General features: G+C 72.2%; 10 protein-coding genes and 1 tRNA gene. 4 read left to right on the top strand and 7 right to left on the bottom strand.

Annotated elements, in window-relative coordinates; genetic code table 11:
* Window positions 1-215: 215 nt before the first annotated feature.
* Window positions 216-1,279 (bottom strand): IS630 family transposase gene (locus ACZ3KP_RS32615; protein ID WP_467503845.1). Its coding sequence is split into 2 segments (ribosomal slippage): window positions 216-832 and window positions 832-1,279, totalling 1,065 coding nucleotides; the frame shifts between segments, so codons are not numbered across the junction.
* Between the two features lie 636 nt (window positions 1,280-1,915).
* Here ACZ3KP_RS32615 and ACZ3KP_RS32610 point away from each other — a divergent pair.
* From ACZ3KP_RS32610 to ACZ3KP_RS32600, 3 genes are all read left to right on the top strand, one after another.
* Window positions 1,916-2,994, top strand: a protein-coding gene (locus ACZ3KP_RS32610; protein WP_467503843.1) for an IS630 family transposase whose coding sequence is annotated in 2 segments (ribosomal slippage) — window positions 1,916-2,417 and window positions 2,417-2,994 — 1,080 coding nt in all. Because the reading frame shifts where the segments join, the coding sequence is not laid out codon by codon here.
* A gap of 175 nt (window positions 2,995-3,169) precedes the next feature.
* Entirely contained in the window at window positions 3,170-3,688 is a 519-nt protein-coding gene (locus ACZ3KP_RS32605; protein WP_467503842.1) for an HAD domain-containing protein, read from the top strand.
* Window positions 3,689-3,779: 91 nt separating this feature from the next.
* Complete coding sequence (locus ACZ3KP_RS32600) at window positions 3,780-5,138, top strand: HEAT repeat domain-containing protein (RefSeq protein WP_467503841.1); 1,359 nt, start codon at window positions 3,780-3,782, stop codon at window positions 5,136-5,138.
* Here the strand turns inward: ACZ3KP_RS32600 and ACZ3KP_RS32595 are convergent.
* From ACZ3KP_RS32595 to ACZ3KP_RS32575, 5 genes are all read right to left on the bottom strand, one after another.
* Window positions 5,116-5,493, bottom strand: coding sequence for a hypothetical protein (locus ACZ3KP_RS32595; RefSeq protein WP_467503839.1), 378 nt, complete (start codon window positions 5,491-5,493; stop codon window positions 5,116-5,118). The genes ACZ3KP_RS32600 and ACZ3KP_RS32595 overlap by 23 nt on opposite strands.
* Before the next feature lie 191 nt (window positions 5,494-5,684).
* Window positions 5,685-7,064, bottom strand: coding sequence for a Cys-Gln thioester bond-forming surface protein (locus ACZ3KP_RS32590; RefSeq protein WP_467503837.1), 1,380 nt, complete (start codon window positions 7,062-7,064; stop codon window positions 5,685-5,687).
* A gap of 330 nt (window positions 7,065-7,394) precedes the next feature.
* Window positions 7,395-7,838, bottom strand: coding sequence for a single-stranded DNA-binding protein (locus ACZ3KP_RS32585; RefSeq protein ID WP_358972586.1), 444 nt, complete (start codon window positions 7,836-7,838; stop codon window positions 7,395-7,397).
* A 228-nt stretch (window positions 7,839-8,066) separates the two neighbouring features.
* Window positions 8,067-9,899, bottom strand: coding sequence for a YfjP family GTPase (locus tag ACZ3KP_RS32580; protein WP_467503868.1), 1,833 nt, complete (start codon window positions 9,897-9,899; stop codon window positions 8,067-8,069).
* 720 nt (window positions 9,900-10,619) lie between these two features.
* Window positions 10,620-12,227, bottom strand: coding sequence for a dynamin family protein (locus ACZ3KP_RS32575; RefSeq protein WP_467503835.1), 1,608 nt, complete (start codon window positions 12,225-12,227; stop codon window positions 10,620-10,622).
* A 321-nt stretch (window positions 12,228-12,548) separates the two neighbouring features.
* Between ACZ3KP_RS32575 and ACZ3KP_RS32570 the strand changes: the two genes are divergently transcribed.
* Window positions 12,549-12,621, top strand: a tRNA-Arg gene (locus ACZ3KP_RS32570).
* A gap of 106 nt (window positions 12,622-12,727) precedes the next feature.
* Here the strand turns inward: ACZ3KP_RS32570 and ACZ3KP_RS32565 are convergent.
* Window positions 12,728-13,417 (bottom strand): GAF and ANTAR domain-containing protein, encoded by a 690-nt coding sequence (locus ACZ3KP_RS32565; protein WP_467503834.1) that lies wholly within the window; start codon window positions 13,415-13,417, stop codon window positions 12,728-12,730.
* Between the last annotated feature and the right edge of the window lie 205 nt (window positions 13,418-13,622).

The following is a 13,622-nucleotide window of genomic DNA, read 5'->3' as shown; positions in this document are numbered from 1 at the left end:
ACGGCCGCCATCTGGCACAACGACCAGACCGGACAACCGATCCACCGCTCACTGATCGCCTACGATCACTGACCCCTTGGAATAGATCATCTAGAGGACCGCTACCGCCGGTGGACGGCCCCGGTTTGGAGTCTGGCTGCCAGGCCGGCCAGGTGGTGCTTGCCTGTGCAGGTCGGGCGCAATCGTCGATTGTTGGCCCTCCGCGACCGCACTACTCACCCGTCCAGGATGAGTCCGGTGCCGACGAGGCAGGCGACGACCAGGTGCGGGCGGTACTGGATCTGCTTGAGCCGATGCCTGACGGCCCAGGCGATCTGGCCGAGGTCAGCGGCGGCGAAGTTGCCGATGTCGCGCTTGACCAGGGCCCATATCCCCTCGGTCGGGTTGAGCTCACGAGCATAGGTCGGCAGTTGCACGACGGTGAGCCAGCGCGCGTTCGCCGCGGTGAACTCCCGCATCCCGGCGGCCAGGTGCAGCCGCACGTTGTCCCAGACCAGCACGCTCGGGCCACCGAGCTGAGAATGGGCCCGCGCAACCAAATCGCGCAGGTCACGCCAACCGAAGCCCTTCTGCTCGTCCTTGCGACCGTGGTACTCCCGGACCGCGTAGATCAACCGGGACCGCTCACCCGACTTGTAACAGACCGTCCCGGCCATCGACACCCGGCCGGAGCCCCGGCCGCGCACCCGCACCACCGGCGTGCGGCCGATCCGGCCCCAGGTCCTGGCCCGCGGCGGCGTCAGCGACTGACCAGCCTCGTCGGCGAAGACGATCCAGGCCCCGCGCTCCGCCGCGATGCTCTTACCCGCGGCCAGGTCTCCTGCTTCCACACCTCGACCGCGCCGTCATCACGCTCGATCGCCCGTCGGGCGGGCTGCTGCCACGACCAACCGTGCCGCCTCAGCAGCCTCCAGACGCCCTCCACGGTGTACGAGACGTGGAATAGGCGGCCGATCAGCGTCGTGACCCGCGCCTGCGTCCACCGCTGGTCCGCCCAACCGTGCGCGAGCAAGCCGCACTCCAGCTCCCGTTCCAACCGGGCGATCTGGTCGGGGCCCAGCCTCGGACGGCCCGGCGAGCCCTGCGACAGGACGCCGGCCTCACCCCGCTCGCGCCAGGCCCGGCGCCACCGCTCCACCGACTGCTCGCTCACCCGCAGCCCGGCAGCGATCTCCTGGTTCTTCTCCCCGTGCTCGAAGCGGACCACGGCCTGCAGCCGGATTCGCTCCCGCGCGGCCCTCCCGGCGTCGGTCAGCCCGCCGCCCTGCGCATATCTCACGGCCCAGGGCTACCGCACTCAACCAGTCGCTGTCCGGTGAACCGTCCCGAAATCACCCATGCAAGTTCAGTAGCGACCTCTAATGATGAGGCGTCGGCGCTCTGGGAACACCGCTCTAGGAGTTCGATCTACACACGCCTCTGGGGCCGTCGTCGGCTGGTCCGGCGGTCGCCCAGGGGTGCTGCTGTATCCGCCGTCCGGCCTCGTTGATGTCAGCGTTGGATGTCACCGAAACAGCTGCGGAATTGGGCAGACCTCCAACGGATCGTCCGGCCGGTCCGCCCACTGCCACCATGTGTGCCGGTCCGCGCAGCGCCACAACGCCCGGCAAGTCCGTCGGCCGTCGTCCTCTCGCTTGGAGAGCACCAGGCCGCGAGACTTCATAGGCTGGCGGCAATCTGGACAGGTCGGGACGTCGTTGGGCATGGGGTGCACCCTAACTGAGTGAGCACTTCGTCCCGAAGCAACTTGGGACGGTTCCTGTACTTGGGCTGTTGCGCCTCTCACCTGCGTTGATGGTGCGCTGAAGTAGGCGGTTGTGCGCCGTGGTTGTCACGCAGTTACTGACTTCGGCTCGTCAGGGTGAACTCTCTCGGAGTGCCTGATAGGGCCGAGTGGTGGCTGTATCCGTGGTGTATGAGGTATTCGGATGGGGGTGGGCTGACTCCTGCGGGACGTCAGCGCCGGGAGACCGTACGGATGCAGGCGGCTGAGCTGTTCGAACAGAAGATCAAGCCGCCGGAGGTGGCACGGCGTCTGCGGGTGAGCCCGAAGTCGGCCTATCAGTGGCACCAGTTGTGGCGGGAAGACGGCGTGCAGGCGCTGGCCTCCCGTGGCCCGGGCGGGTCGCGATGTCGTCTGTCCCCGCGCTGTCTTCAGAAGCTGGCCGCGTACCTCGACGAGGGACCGGCCGCGCATGGCTGGGTGGAGGACCAGGTGTGGACCGCGGCGCGGGTGGCCACGCTGATCGGCAGGAAGTTCCACGTCTCCTACAGCGTCTCGGGTGCGACGAGGCTGATGCATCGGCTCGGCTTCAGCGCGCAGGTGCCCGCACGGCGGGTCGCCGAGCGCGACGAGCAGGCCGTCACCGCCTGGAAGGAGGCGACCTGGGCCGAGGTAAAAGAGCCCGGGCGGCCTGCGGAGGCTACATCTGCTTCGAGGACGAGGCAGGCTTCACCCGCCGGCCGCCCAAAGGACGCACCTGGGGCCGGCGGGGCCGCACCCCGGTCGTGACGCTGAGCGGCCGACGCTCGGGACGCCTGTCCGTGGCCGGGCTGATCGCCGTGCGGCCCGGCTCGCGGACCCGGCTGTGCCATCGCCTGCGCACCCACCGAGCGGGCAAAGACAGACGCCGCAGCATGGGCGAGCGGGACTTCATCGCGCTGATCGACGGCGTCCACCAACTCGTCAAGGCGCCGATCGTGCTGGTCTGGGACCGCCTCAACACCCACGTCTCCCACGCCATACGGGAGCTGATCGCCGAACGGGCCTGGCTGATGGTGTTCCTACTGCCTGCCTACTCGCCCGACCTCTACCCCGTCGAGTGGGTATGGGCGCACGTCAAGCGCAGCCTGGCCAACCTCGCCGTGGTCGCCCTCGACCGGCTCGAAACCCTCGTCCGCAACCGGCTCAAACGACTCCAGTACCGGTCCGCCACCCTCGACGGCTTCATAGCGGGCACCGGCCTGACCCTCGACGCCCCAACCTCACCCTGACGGACCGAAGTCAGTAACACGTTTGGTCCGGGGGCTGTGAGCTGGGGGTTCGCCGGTGGCGGGTGGCTCCGGGGGCCTCGGCGGCCCAGGGACGGCCCGGCGGCGGTACGGGAACGGTTGAGGAACGGACCGCTACGCAGCGTCTCCCCCTTCCTTCCGCGGCTATCGTGACGCTGTGACCAGCACGGCGGACCGCCCCATCCTCTTCCTCGACATCGACGGTCCGCTGATCCCGTTCGGTTCGTCGGAGGGGCGGCTGCGAGCCGCTGTTCCCGACTCCCCGACGTCTGTCGATCAAGGGAACCCGCTGCTCGACCGTCTGGATCCCGGGATCGGGCCGCGCCTCCTGGCCCTGGGCTGCCCTCTCGTGTGGGCCACGACATGGATGGAGGACGCGAACGAGGCGGTCGCGCCGCGCCTCGGACTGCCGACGCTCCCGGTGGTGGAGTGGCCGGACTCCGGCGCCGACGTCGTCCCGCGCGGCCTGCACTGGAAGACCGGTCCTCTGGTCGAGTGGGCCGACGGCCGGCCGTTCATCTGGGTCGACGACGAGATCAGCGCCATGGACCGGGCCTGGGTCGCCGCGCAACACCCTGGGGCATCGCTCCTTCATCGCGTCGACCCGACCAAGGGGCTCGCGGACGCCGACTTCTCAGCGCTCGCCGCTTGGCTCGACGCCGAGGGGGCGAGCTGACGGGGCGCGGCGAGCGCGGACCGTATTTCGCGCGCTCCACCGCAACGCCGCACCCTACGATCGCCCGGTACGGCTGCGGACGGGGGCGGGAATGCTCGGGGACATCGAGGACGGGACAGCGGCGGCGGTGCGGCTCGCGGAAGGTGCGCCGCTCGGGGACACACTTGACGTCTCCGACCCCGGCGACTGGCTCACGCTGGACGCAGCAGTCCGTGAGGCGGCCTGGTACGGACCGCGGTTCCGGCCGGAGTGGGAACGAGTGGCCCCACTGCCCGCCGACCTGAGCCGGCTCGACGAGTCCCGGCTCGCGCTCGCCCTCTGCCACCGCGACGGGCGGATCCGCCAGGAGGCGGTGCGCCGGTCGGCCCGCCACCGCGGTCTGCTGCCGTTGGTCGTGATCCGCTGCGCCGATTGGTCGGAGCCGGTGCGCGAGTGCGCCCGGCAGCTGCTGCGTGAGGCCCTGGATGTGGACTCCGCCCTCGGTCTCGCGCCGTTCATCCTCCGCGTCGGCCGCCGCGGCAGGGGCGCCTTCGGCGTGGAGGTGCTCGGTCAGTTGGCGCGTCGGGCGACCCACGGGCAGCTCGTGGCTCTCTTCACCGACCCCGACCGCACGGTACGCCGGTTCGCGTACCGGCTGGCCGTCGAGGGCCGGCTGCTCCGTCCCGCTGAGCTGGCCCGCGCGGCCGCCCAGGACGAGGACACCGTGGTCCAGGACCTGTGTGCCACAGCGGCGCTCACGGCTCTGAAGGAGGAGGAGTACGAGGATGTGCTGCCTCCCCTGCTGTCCTCTCGTAACCCGCAGACCCGTTCGGCCGGCGTCACCGGGCTGCGGCGGGCGGGCCGGTCAGAGCAGGCGGAGTCCTTCCTCAGCGACCGGTCCGCGCTCGTGCGTGCTTGCGCCCGGTATGTCGTACGACAGCTGGGTGGTGATCCGGTGGCCTGGTACCGGGAGCGGTGCTCGGCACCCGACGACCTTGAGGTGCCGGCCGGTGCGGTGATCGGGCTGGCCGAGTGCGGGAACCGTGTGGATGCGGAGCTGCTGCGGCCGCTGCTCGCACACCCGGTGGCCGCGGTGCGAGCACGGGCGGTGGCAGGGCTGCGGGTATTGGACTGCGTCGTCGTGGAGCAGGTGCGGCCGCTCCTCGACGACCCTGCCGCCGGTGTGGTCCGCGAGACGGCCGTCGCCCTGCGGCCCTGGGCGAAGGAACTGCCCGCCGACTGGCTGCTGGAACGCACCAGTGCCGAGCACCCGCGGCACGTCCGAGTCGGCGCGTTCCGGCTGCTCGACGCACGCGGCGGCGTCGAGGCACTACGGGCGGCGGTGGGTCTGCTGGCGGACCCGGATACGAAGCTGCGCACCCGGGCTGGGCAGTACGTGCAGCGCCTGCATCCGTCGGCGGACGTGGGGGCGCTGCTGGAGAGCCACTTCAGTTCGGCAGACAGGAGCTGAATCGGTCGAGCAGTTCGCGTGCGGGAGGGCTCTTCGCGTCGAAGGTGTGGCCTTGCTGTTTTACCGGAAGACCGGGTTCCCAGACACGGGCACCGTGGCAGCGGAAGCAGAAGGCGATTTCGAAGAGTTGACGGGTGGAGCTGTGCGCCCGGATCCCCCAGCCCGGGAGGAAGCAGCGGTACAGCTCACCTTCTGGGAGGTCGGCGATCAGGGACAGGGCCTGCTGGACCTGGTCTCCCTCCCAGATCGCGGCAGTGTCTCCGGCCAGATCCTCCGAACTGAGGTGCCTGACGGGGTCGGTGATGCGGACGACCTCGATGAGCGTGGTCTCGCCATGGGTCAGCGGCAGTTGCATGCCCCCAGCCTCTCCGATCGCGTCTTCCCTGCCCAGTGACGGCCGCGGCGGGCGAGGCGACGCCTACGGACGTCGGGGAGGCCGGCGAGGATGTCCCGTCGGAGGTCGGGGAGTTGCTGAACGCGTCGATCCATCCGCACCCGCCTCCTCCAGCGATGCCCCAGCCGGGGTGCCCGGGGCCGGGACGGCAGTCAGTCGGTCTGTTCGGATTCGCGTTGGCGGAGGATCACCAGGACCGCGCCGCCGATGACCACAAGGCCGATGGCCACGCCGGTGATCACGCCGGTGGCGGAGTCGCCGCCGGTGGCGGCCAGGTTGGCGGTCGTGGTGCCGCCCACCGAGGCGGGGCTGGGTTCGCTGAGGGTCTGGGTGGTGAGACCGGCGTCGGTGCCCTGGGTCTTGCAGTCGAAGACCCCGGTGAAGCGGCGTTCGAGGTCGTGCGGGCCGGTGATCGTGAAGTCGTAGGGCTGGTCCTCCTGGAGCGGGACGGTCACCGTGCGCCTGGTGTCGGCGGAGATCGAGTACTCGGTGTTCATCAGCTCGAAGGTGAACGGCTCGTCCCCGGTGTTGGCCGCGGTGACGTCCAGGCCTCGCCTGGCGCAGTCCTTGTCCGCCGACAGCGCCAGGACGGCGCCCTGGTCCGCCCAGGTCGCGTTGGCGGTCGCGGCGACCGTGGACTCGCTGGAGCCGGCCAGGATCTGGGTCTGGCTGCGGCCGTCGGAGGCGAGGGCGCGGCCGACCGGGACGGTGGTGGACGCCTGGAGGGTCAGCTCGGCGGAGCCGTCCTGGGCGTCGTCGGGGACCTTGAAGTAGAGCTCGGTGCCGTTCTGTGCGGTGGTGACGGGCTTGCCCGTCCTGTCGGTGATCCGGACACCGCTGAGCGCGGCGTCGGCCGGCGGGACCACGGTGACGGTGCGCGCGTTGGTGCGGACCGTCACCGGGCCGAGCAGGGCGCCCGGGCGGCCGGAGACGGCGGGCGGGGACAGGGTGAGGGAGGCCTGCGGCTCGTTCTGACCGCCGGCGCTCTTCTCCAGGTAGTCGGCGAGCTTCTCGGCCTGCGGGTCGACGGCGTCGACGTCCGCGCCGTCCGAGTAGCGCCAGATCGCCACCTGGGTGCCGGCTGCCGCGTCCTGCTCGGTGAGGCTGCCGACCCCGGCCTTGCGGGCGAGCGCGGCGAGGTCGTTGACCTGCGGGTAGGAGTTCTGCAGGATCCAGCGGATCTTGCCGGCGTTCTTGTTGGCTCCCAGCGAGGTGCCACTCCAGGGCGTCTCGTGGTACTTGGCGTCCCGCTGGGTGGGGTTGTGCAGGTCGACGCAGTACGTCTGGAGCGTGCCGCCGCCGTCCACGGACATCTCGAACAGGCCCGCGGCCACCTGCTCGTCGCCGCCGTCGCCGTGCACCACGGCCTCGCCGTAGGTCTTCAGGCCGTTCATGGTGGCGGACGCGCCGCTCTGGCTCTGCGTGGTCCCGTCGTCGGCCGCCGCCCGGCCGGCACCGGTCAGCACCGCGGCGGCCACCAGACCGGACGCCAGTGTCACGGCGGCGAGGCGGCCCACGCCTCTCGCGGACACGGTCGTGCCGGAGTGCCTGGCGGACGCGCGGGGCGCCGAGGGACCAGAGAACGCAGCGAGCACAGAATTCCCCTTCGAGCAGGACCCGTTGGACGCGGGGGGTGGTCCCACCAGCAGAATCAGCGACCCCAGGGGCCTTGCCCGGCATCCTATGGATCAGCCGGACCCGCCTTTCGCGGTGAGATGGTCGGATGAGCGATCCGAGCCGCAATCGTTATCGCGGAAGCGCGAACGGGCCGGGCTTGTCGACAAATCCATCCGGTCGTGCTGGTGGGCATTTCGGAGCGTATTCGCCGACAAGCCGTCAAGTAGTGCTCGGCGGAGGCGAATTCACATCGCCGGTACCGGTTCCGGGGATTCCGCCGGTGTCTCCCACTCCGGTTCCGGGCTGGGCGGTGCGGGGGCCGCCGTGTCCGGCTTGGCGGGCCTCCGGAAGGCCGTCGTACCGCGCGCGAGGTCGTGGCCGATCGCCACGGCGTCGATGTCGGCGGAGGTCCACTGCTGGCCCTCCCGGGTCTCGGTGCGCACCTTCAGCCGTCCCTGTACGACGACCGGGTCGCCCACGGACAGCGAGGTCGCCGCGTTGGTGGCGAGCTGCCGGTTGGCCCACACCGTGAAGAAATTGGTGTGGCCGTCCGTCCAGGTGCTCTTCTCGCGGTCCCAGTAGCGCGCGGTCACCGCCAGCCGGAACCGTGCCGACGGCCCCGCCGCCAGCTCCCGGTACACCGGCCGCGTCGCCACGTTGCCCACCGCGCAGACCATCGTCTCGTTCATCACGAACCCCTCCCTCGTCCGGCCGCCGTGGCCGGGCGGATGCCCGTACGGGCCCGTCCCGTACGGCTGTGTCCACCGCGGCGACCGGGCCCGGACCTCGCCCGTCGTGATCGCCGCGGGACCAGAGTGCCGCCGCCGGGCCGGGCCCGTGAGGAGCTGTGGACGGCCGTCCGGGCTGTGGACAACTCCACCGCCCGGACAGGTGATCCACGTCCTCCGGGACAGGCCTCACCCCACTCCGGCACCGGTCCGCGCGACCCTCGCGTACTGCTCGCGGACCTCCTGGTACCGCAGCAGCTCCGCCGCCACCGGATCCAGCACCTGGGCCCGTCCGCAGCCGGCCGCCGCCTCCCGCAACCGGCGCTCCGCCTCCTGGCCGTACCGCCGGGCCGGGCCCCGTGCCGCCATCCGGCAGCCCCACTCCACCAGCGGTCCGCCGACGATGCCGGCGACCATCAGCAGCACCGGAACACCCAGGTTGGGCGCCGTCAACCCGGCGATCTGCCCCACCAGCCACAGACCGCCGACCACCTGGAGGAGCGTCATCGCGGCCTGCGCGAGCACCGCCACCGGCCACCAGCCCGGACGCGGGGGCCGCCCGGGCGGCAGTCCCGCCCGAGCCGCGAGTTCGTCGAGCGCTTCCGGCAGGCCCTGCGAGCCGCGCAGGGCCGCCTCCCGCACCGCCTGCGCCCAGGGTGCCGGCAGCCCGGCCGAGGCCCGCTCGGAGACGGCGCGTACCGCGTGCTCGACCCGCTGCCGTGCGGTGGCCTCCTCCTCCGGCGGCGCCGGTTGCAGGCGCCCCGTGGGGGGTCCGCCGCGCCCCTGGTGCCAGCGCCACAGCCGCAGCCAGGGGGTGCCGCAGGCCCGGTTGGCGTTGCGCCGCCAGGCCCGCTCGGCGGCGTCGCCCGCGGCGGTGGCGCCCACCGCGTCCGCGAGCCGCGCGGCGAACTCGTCGCGTGCCTCCTCCGTGAGCCCGGGGCGCCGCCCGGTGGCGTAGACGGGCCGCAGCCGGGCCGCGGCGGCGTCCACGTCGGCCGCGACCCGCCGGGCCGCCGCGCCCCGCTCGGACACGAACTGGCCGAGTGCCTCGCGCAGTTCGCCGACGCCGTCGCCGGTGAGCGCGGACAGGGCGAGCACGGTGGCACCCGGGTCGCCGTACTCGCCGAGCGCCACGCCGTCCTCGTCGAGCAGCCTGCGCAGATCGTCCAGGACCTGGTGGGTGGCCTCGCCGGGGAGCCGGTCGGTCTGGTTGAGGATGACGAACATGACCTCCGCGTGGCCGGCCATGGGCCGCAGATAGCGCTCGTGGAGGACGGCGTCGGCGTACTTCTCGGGGTCGACGACCCAGATCACCGCGTCGACCAGTTTCAGGATCCGGTCGACCTGTTCGCGGTGCTGGACGGCGGCCGAGTCGTGGTCGGGGAGGTCGATCAGGATCAGCCCGCGGAGCTGGGCGTCCGCCTCCGGGTTGTGCACGGGGCGGCGGCGCAGCCGGCCCGGAATGCCGAGCCGGTCGATGAGGGCCGCGCTGCCGTCGCTCCAGCTGCACGCGATGGGAGCGGCGGTGGTGGGCCGGCGTACGCCGGTCTCCGAAATGGCCACGCCGGCGAGCGCGTTGAAGAGCTGGGACTTGCCGCTGCCGGTGGCGCCGGCGATGGCGACGACCGTGTGCTGGCCGGAGAGTTTGCGCCGGGCGGCCGCCTCGTCCAGGACCCGGCCGGCCTCGGCGAGGGTGTGGCTGTCGAGGCGGGTGCGGGAGAGGCCGACGAGTTCGCGCAGGGCGTCGAGGCGGGAACGCAGTGGGCCCTCGTACGCCAGGGGGACGGGGGTGGGGGCGCCCGGGCCCCTGGTCTCCACGACGGGGACGGCCGGTTTGGCGGTGGCCTCGGTGCTGCGGCGGGCGATGAGGCCGTCGTCCCAGACGTCGTCGGTCGCGCCGGGGGATTCGGCCGGGGCCGGGGTGCCGTCCGCGTCCGGGGCGTCGCCGGTGCGCTCTCGTTGGTCCCGGACGCGTTGGTCCCGTACGCGCGCGTGCGGCACGTTCTCCGCCTCGGCGGTCATCTCCACCAGGTCGGCGAGGTCCGCGTCGGCGTCCTCGTCCGCGTGCGCGTCGGCGTGCGGGGCAGCGTGCGGGGGCGTGTTCGCGGGTGCGTGCGGGTTCAGGTGTGGGTGCGCGTTCGCTTGTGGGTGCGCGTTCGCGGACTTCTCGGTTCCGCCGTCCCGGCCGTGCGGCTCGACCGGTGGGGCGTCCGGTGGGGCGTCCGGCGCGGGGTCCCGCACGGAGTCCTGGGAGGTGCTTCGCGCCGAGTTCCGCGCCGGGTCCGCAGCGGGTTCCCTGGCCTGGTCCCTGAGGGGATCGTGGGCACGGTCCCTGAGGGAGTCTCTGCTCTGGCCCCGGACTGGACCCGGAACTTGGTCCCGGCGGGAGTCGGGGGCCTGGTCCCGGCGGGATTCTCCGGGCTGTTCCCGGAGAGGCCCCCTTCCCTGCTCACGGACAGCGTCCCGTCCGGCAGCGTCCCGTCCGGCGGAGCCCTCACCCCGATTGGGGGCGGAGCCTCTGTCCTGGTCCCGGACGGAATCCCGGCCCTGGTCCCGGACGGAATCCCGGCCCTGGTCCCGGACGGGCCCCCGGCCCTGGTCCCTGGGCGCTTCCGGTGCGGGGTCCGGGGCCGGGTGGTTCGGGGTGGTCAAGGCGGGGTCTACGTCGCTGGGGTAATCACTGGTGTGATCCATGCGTTTCAGGTGATCCCTGTGGTCGTGGTCAGTGACGGCGGTCACCGGTCACCTCTCCTTCTGGAGGACGGACAGGGCGGCGATGAGTTCGGCCTGGGGTTCGGGATGGATGTCGAGGGCGTCGAGCGGGGCGAGGCGGCGCTCGCGTTCGGTGAGCAGCACGCGGTCCACGTGCTCGGTGAGCAGCCGTCCCCCGCGGTCGCGCAGCCGCAGCGCACCGTGCGCGCCGATCCGTTCGCCGAGCCGCTCCCCCGCCGCCCGGGTGCGGCGCCCGCCGAGCAGCGCGGTGGCGACCAGGGCGGCGACGGTTTCGGGGTCGGGGGCGACGCTGCGGTCGAGTTCACGCACCTCGTCCTCGGCGCACTCCTCCAACTCGCGCCGCCAGCGCCGGACGGCGAGTCCGATGCGGTGCTCGGCGCTCTCCAGGGACGGGTCCCGGTCGGAGAGCCCCGGGGCGGCGGAGGCGGGTTCCCGGCGCCAGGCGTCGTCGATCCGCTCGTCGGCCGCGGTGACGGAGCACAGCAGCAGCGCGGCGAGGCTCTCCACCAAGGCGTCCAGCAGTTCGCCGGGGGTGCAGTCGAGGGGGAAGGCGCGCCAGCGTTTGAGGGCGTCGCCGGCCAGCACGGCGCCGCTCTGCAGTCGGCCCCGCACGCGCGCGTGCTCACTGTCGTACGCCGCGTCGACGGCGGAGGTCAGCCGCAGCGCGGCGGCGTACTGGGCGGCGGCGGCACCGGCCAGTTCGGGCATCCGGGCCTTGAGGGAGTCGAGGACTCCGTGGGCGGTGCGGGCCAGGGTCTGCCGGCGGGCGCCGGGGTCCTGCGCCTGGTGCACGAGCCACGCGCGCAGCGGGGCGACGGCGGTGCCGGGGAGCAGTCCGCCGCCCCAGGCCGACTCGGGCAGCTCGGGCACCGTGAACCGGGGTACGTCGCCGAGTCCGGCCTTGGTGAGCAGCGCGCCGTACTGCCGGGAGACCTCGGAGACGACCTGGTGGGGCACCCGGTCGAGGACGGTCACCAGGGTGACGTCGTACTCCTTGGCGGTGCGCAGCAGGTGCCAGGGGACGGCGTCGGCGTAGCGGGCGGCGGTGGTCACCATCACCCAGACGTCGGCGGCGCACATGAGTTCCGCGGCGAGGACACGGTTGTCGACGACCAGGGAGTCGATGTCGGGGGCGTCGAGGAGGGCGAGGCCGCGCGGGAGGCTGTCGGCGGTCTCGATGCGCAGGACGTGCCCGGGGTCCTCGGCGGGCAGGATGGGTTCGTCACCGGGTTCCCGGTGCGGTTCCCACACCCGGGCGAGGTCGGGCAGCACGCGCATCCCGCTGAACCAGTGGTGGTCCTCCGGATGGCAGACCAGTACCGGTGTGCGGGTGGTCGGTCGCAGCACGCCCGCCTCGCTGACCCGGCGCCCCACGAGGGAGTTGACGAGGGTCGACTTGCCGGCGCCGGTGGATCCGCCCACGACGGCCAGAACCGGCGCTTCGGGCTCTTTGAGGCGGGGCACCAGATAGTCGTCGAGTTGGGCGAGGAGTTCGTCGCGATTGGCGCGCGCGCGTGCGGCCCCCGCCAGGGGCAGCGGGAAGCGTGCGGCCGCGACACGGTCGCGCAGGGCGGAAAGTGTGTCGAGCAGCTGAGGCCGTACGTCCAAGGTCACCACATGCGAAGAATGCCCAATTTTAGGGGAATTCTGAAGCATATAGACATGTCTGCGCGCCGATAGAACACAACGGACGGAAGGGACGACTGGGACGGAGGCACAGTCCAGGCATAACGAGTGCACAACACCCGGTGCGTCGGGCGTCAAAAGCGATGCACGATTCGTACCTGCCTGCGATTATCAGGACCGCTTCACCGAACCTCCACATTGAGCCACGGAGGCGAAGCGACAGGGACAAGGAGCGGGGAGTTCTATCCTTGTCCCCGGCAACGTCACGGACCGGCCCGCACCAGGGCAGTACGTACGAGGCCAGCACAGCCGGCCCCCGTAGCTCAGTGGATAGAGCAGGCGCCTTCTAAGCGCTTGGCCGCAGGTTCGAGTCCTGCCGGGGGCGCAGGTCAGGTTCGATGCGGGCGGGGTCGCGCCGGTCATGGCGCGTCCGTCGCCGGTCCCCCGTCAAAAGGGCTGGTTGTCGACGCCCCCGGCGTCGGACACACCGGTCAGCCGAGGCTTCCCTGTTCGCAGACCCGGCGGGCGACCTCGTGGAGTTTGATGTTGTTCTCCTGCGAGTAGCGGCGCAGCACGGCGAACGCCTGCTCCTCGGTGAGCTGGTGGCTGCCCATGAGGATGCCCATGGCCTCGCCGATCAGGTGGCGGGTGGCGACGGCCCGCTCCAGCTGGGCGTGGGTGCGCGCGCTGGAGAAGGCGACCGCGGCGTGGGAGGCCAGCAGCCAGCCGGCCAGCTCGCCGGCCTCGGTGAAGGCGCCCGGCCTGCGGGAGTAGACGTTCAGCGCGCCGAGTTCCTCGTCCTCGGTGTACAGCAGGAAACCCATCATGCTGCCGATGCCGAGCCGGTGGGCCGCGGGACCGTAGGCGGGCCAGCGCGGCTGCTTCTCGTTGAAGTCCGGGATGCGGAAGACCCGCTCCCCATCCTTGGTGCGGGCCGCGTCGAAGCAGGGTCCCTCGCCCAGCCGCTCCTGCAGCCGGTCGCTGTCGACGACCAGCTGCTCCGTGGGGGCGAGCGACTGCACCTTGCCGCCGTGCAGCACCAGGATGCCGGCCGCGTCGCAGCCCTCCACGAGCTCCATGGCCGAGGCGGTGATCCTCGCCAGGGTGGCGTCGACCGACTCCTGCGCCAGCAGGTCCCGTGCCATCGACGCCAGCTGCTGCGCGAACCGAGCCCAGTCCATCTCCTGTGCCACCTCCAGGTAGTCGCGCCCAGCATGGCACGCCGGTGGCCGGGGCGCGGGGCAGGGGGCGCTCGGGGCGCCTCCGTGGGCCGCACGGCCCACGGTGGCCGCACGGTGGCCGCACGGGGCGCGACCGTCGGGTCGGCGGCGGCGCCCGCCCCCGGCCCTTGGAGTGATCGTCCGGTGATCGGCGTGACCAGCCACA

It is taken from the genome of Streptomyces sp. NPDC020958 (assembly GCF_055562175.1).
The sequence above is the reverse complement of the archived record's forward strand: the minus strand, read 5'-3'. Positions and strand labels throughout refer to the sequence as shown.

Excerpts from the sequence above, each read along its gene's own strand:
- ACZ3KP_RS32600 (WP_467503841.1), top strand. The coding sequence starts at position 3,780 with ATGCTCGGGGACATCGAGGACGGGACAGCGGCGGCGGTGCGGCTCGCG.
- ACZ3KP_RS32595 (WP_467503839.1), bottom strand. The coding sequence starts at position 5,493 with ATGCAACTGCCGCTGACCCATGGCGAGACCACGCTCATCGAGGTCGTC.
- ACZ3KP_RS32585 (WP_358972586.1), bottom strand. The coding sequence starts at position 7,838 with ATGAACGAGACGATGGTCTGCGCGGTGGGCAACGTGGCGACGCGGCCG.
- ACZ3KP_RS32580 (WP_467503868.1), bottom strand. The coding sequence starts at position 9,899 with ATGACCGCCGAGGCGGAGAACGTGCCGCACGCGCGCGTACGGGACCAA.
- ACZ3KP_RS32565 (WP_467503834.1), bottom strand. The coding sequence starts at position 13,417 with ATGGACTGGGCTCGGTTCGCGCAGCAGCTGGCGTCGATGGCACGGGAC.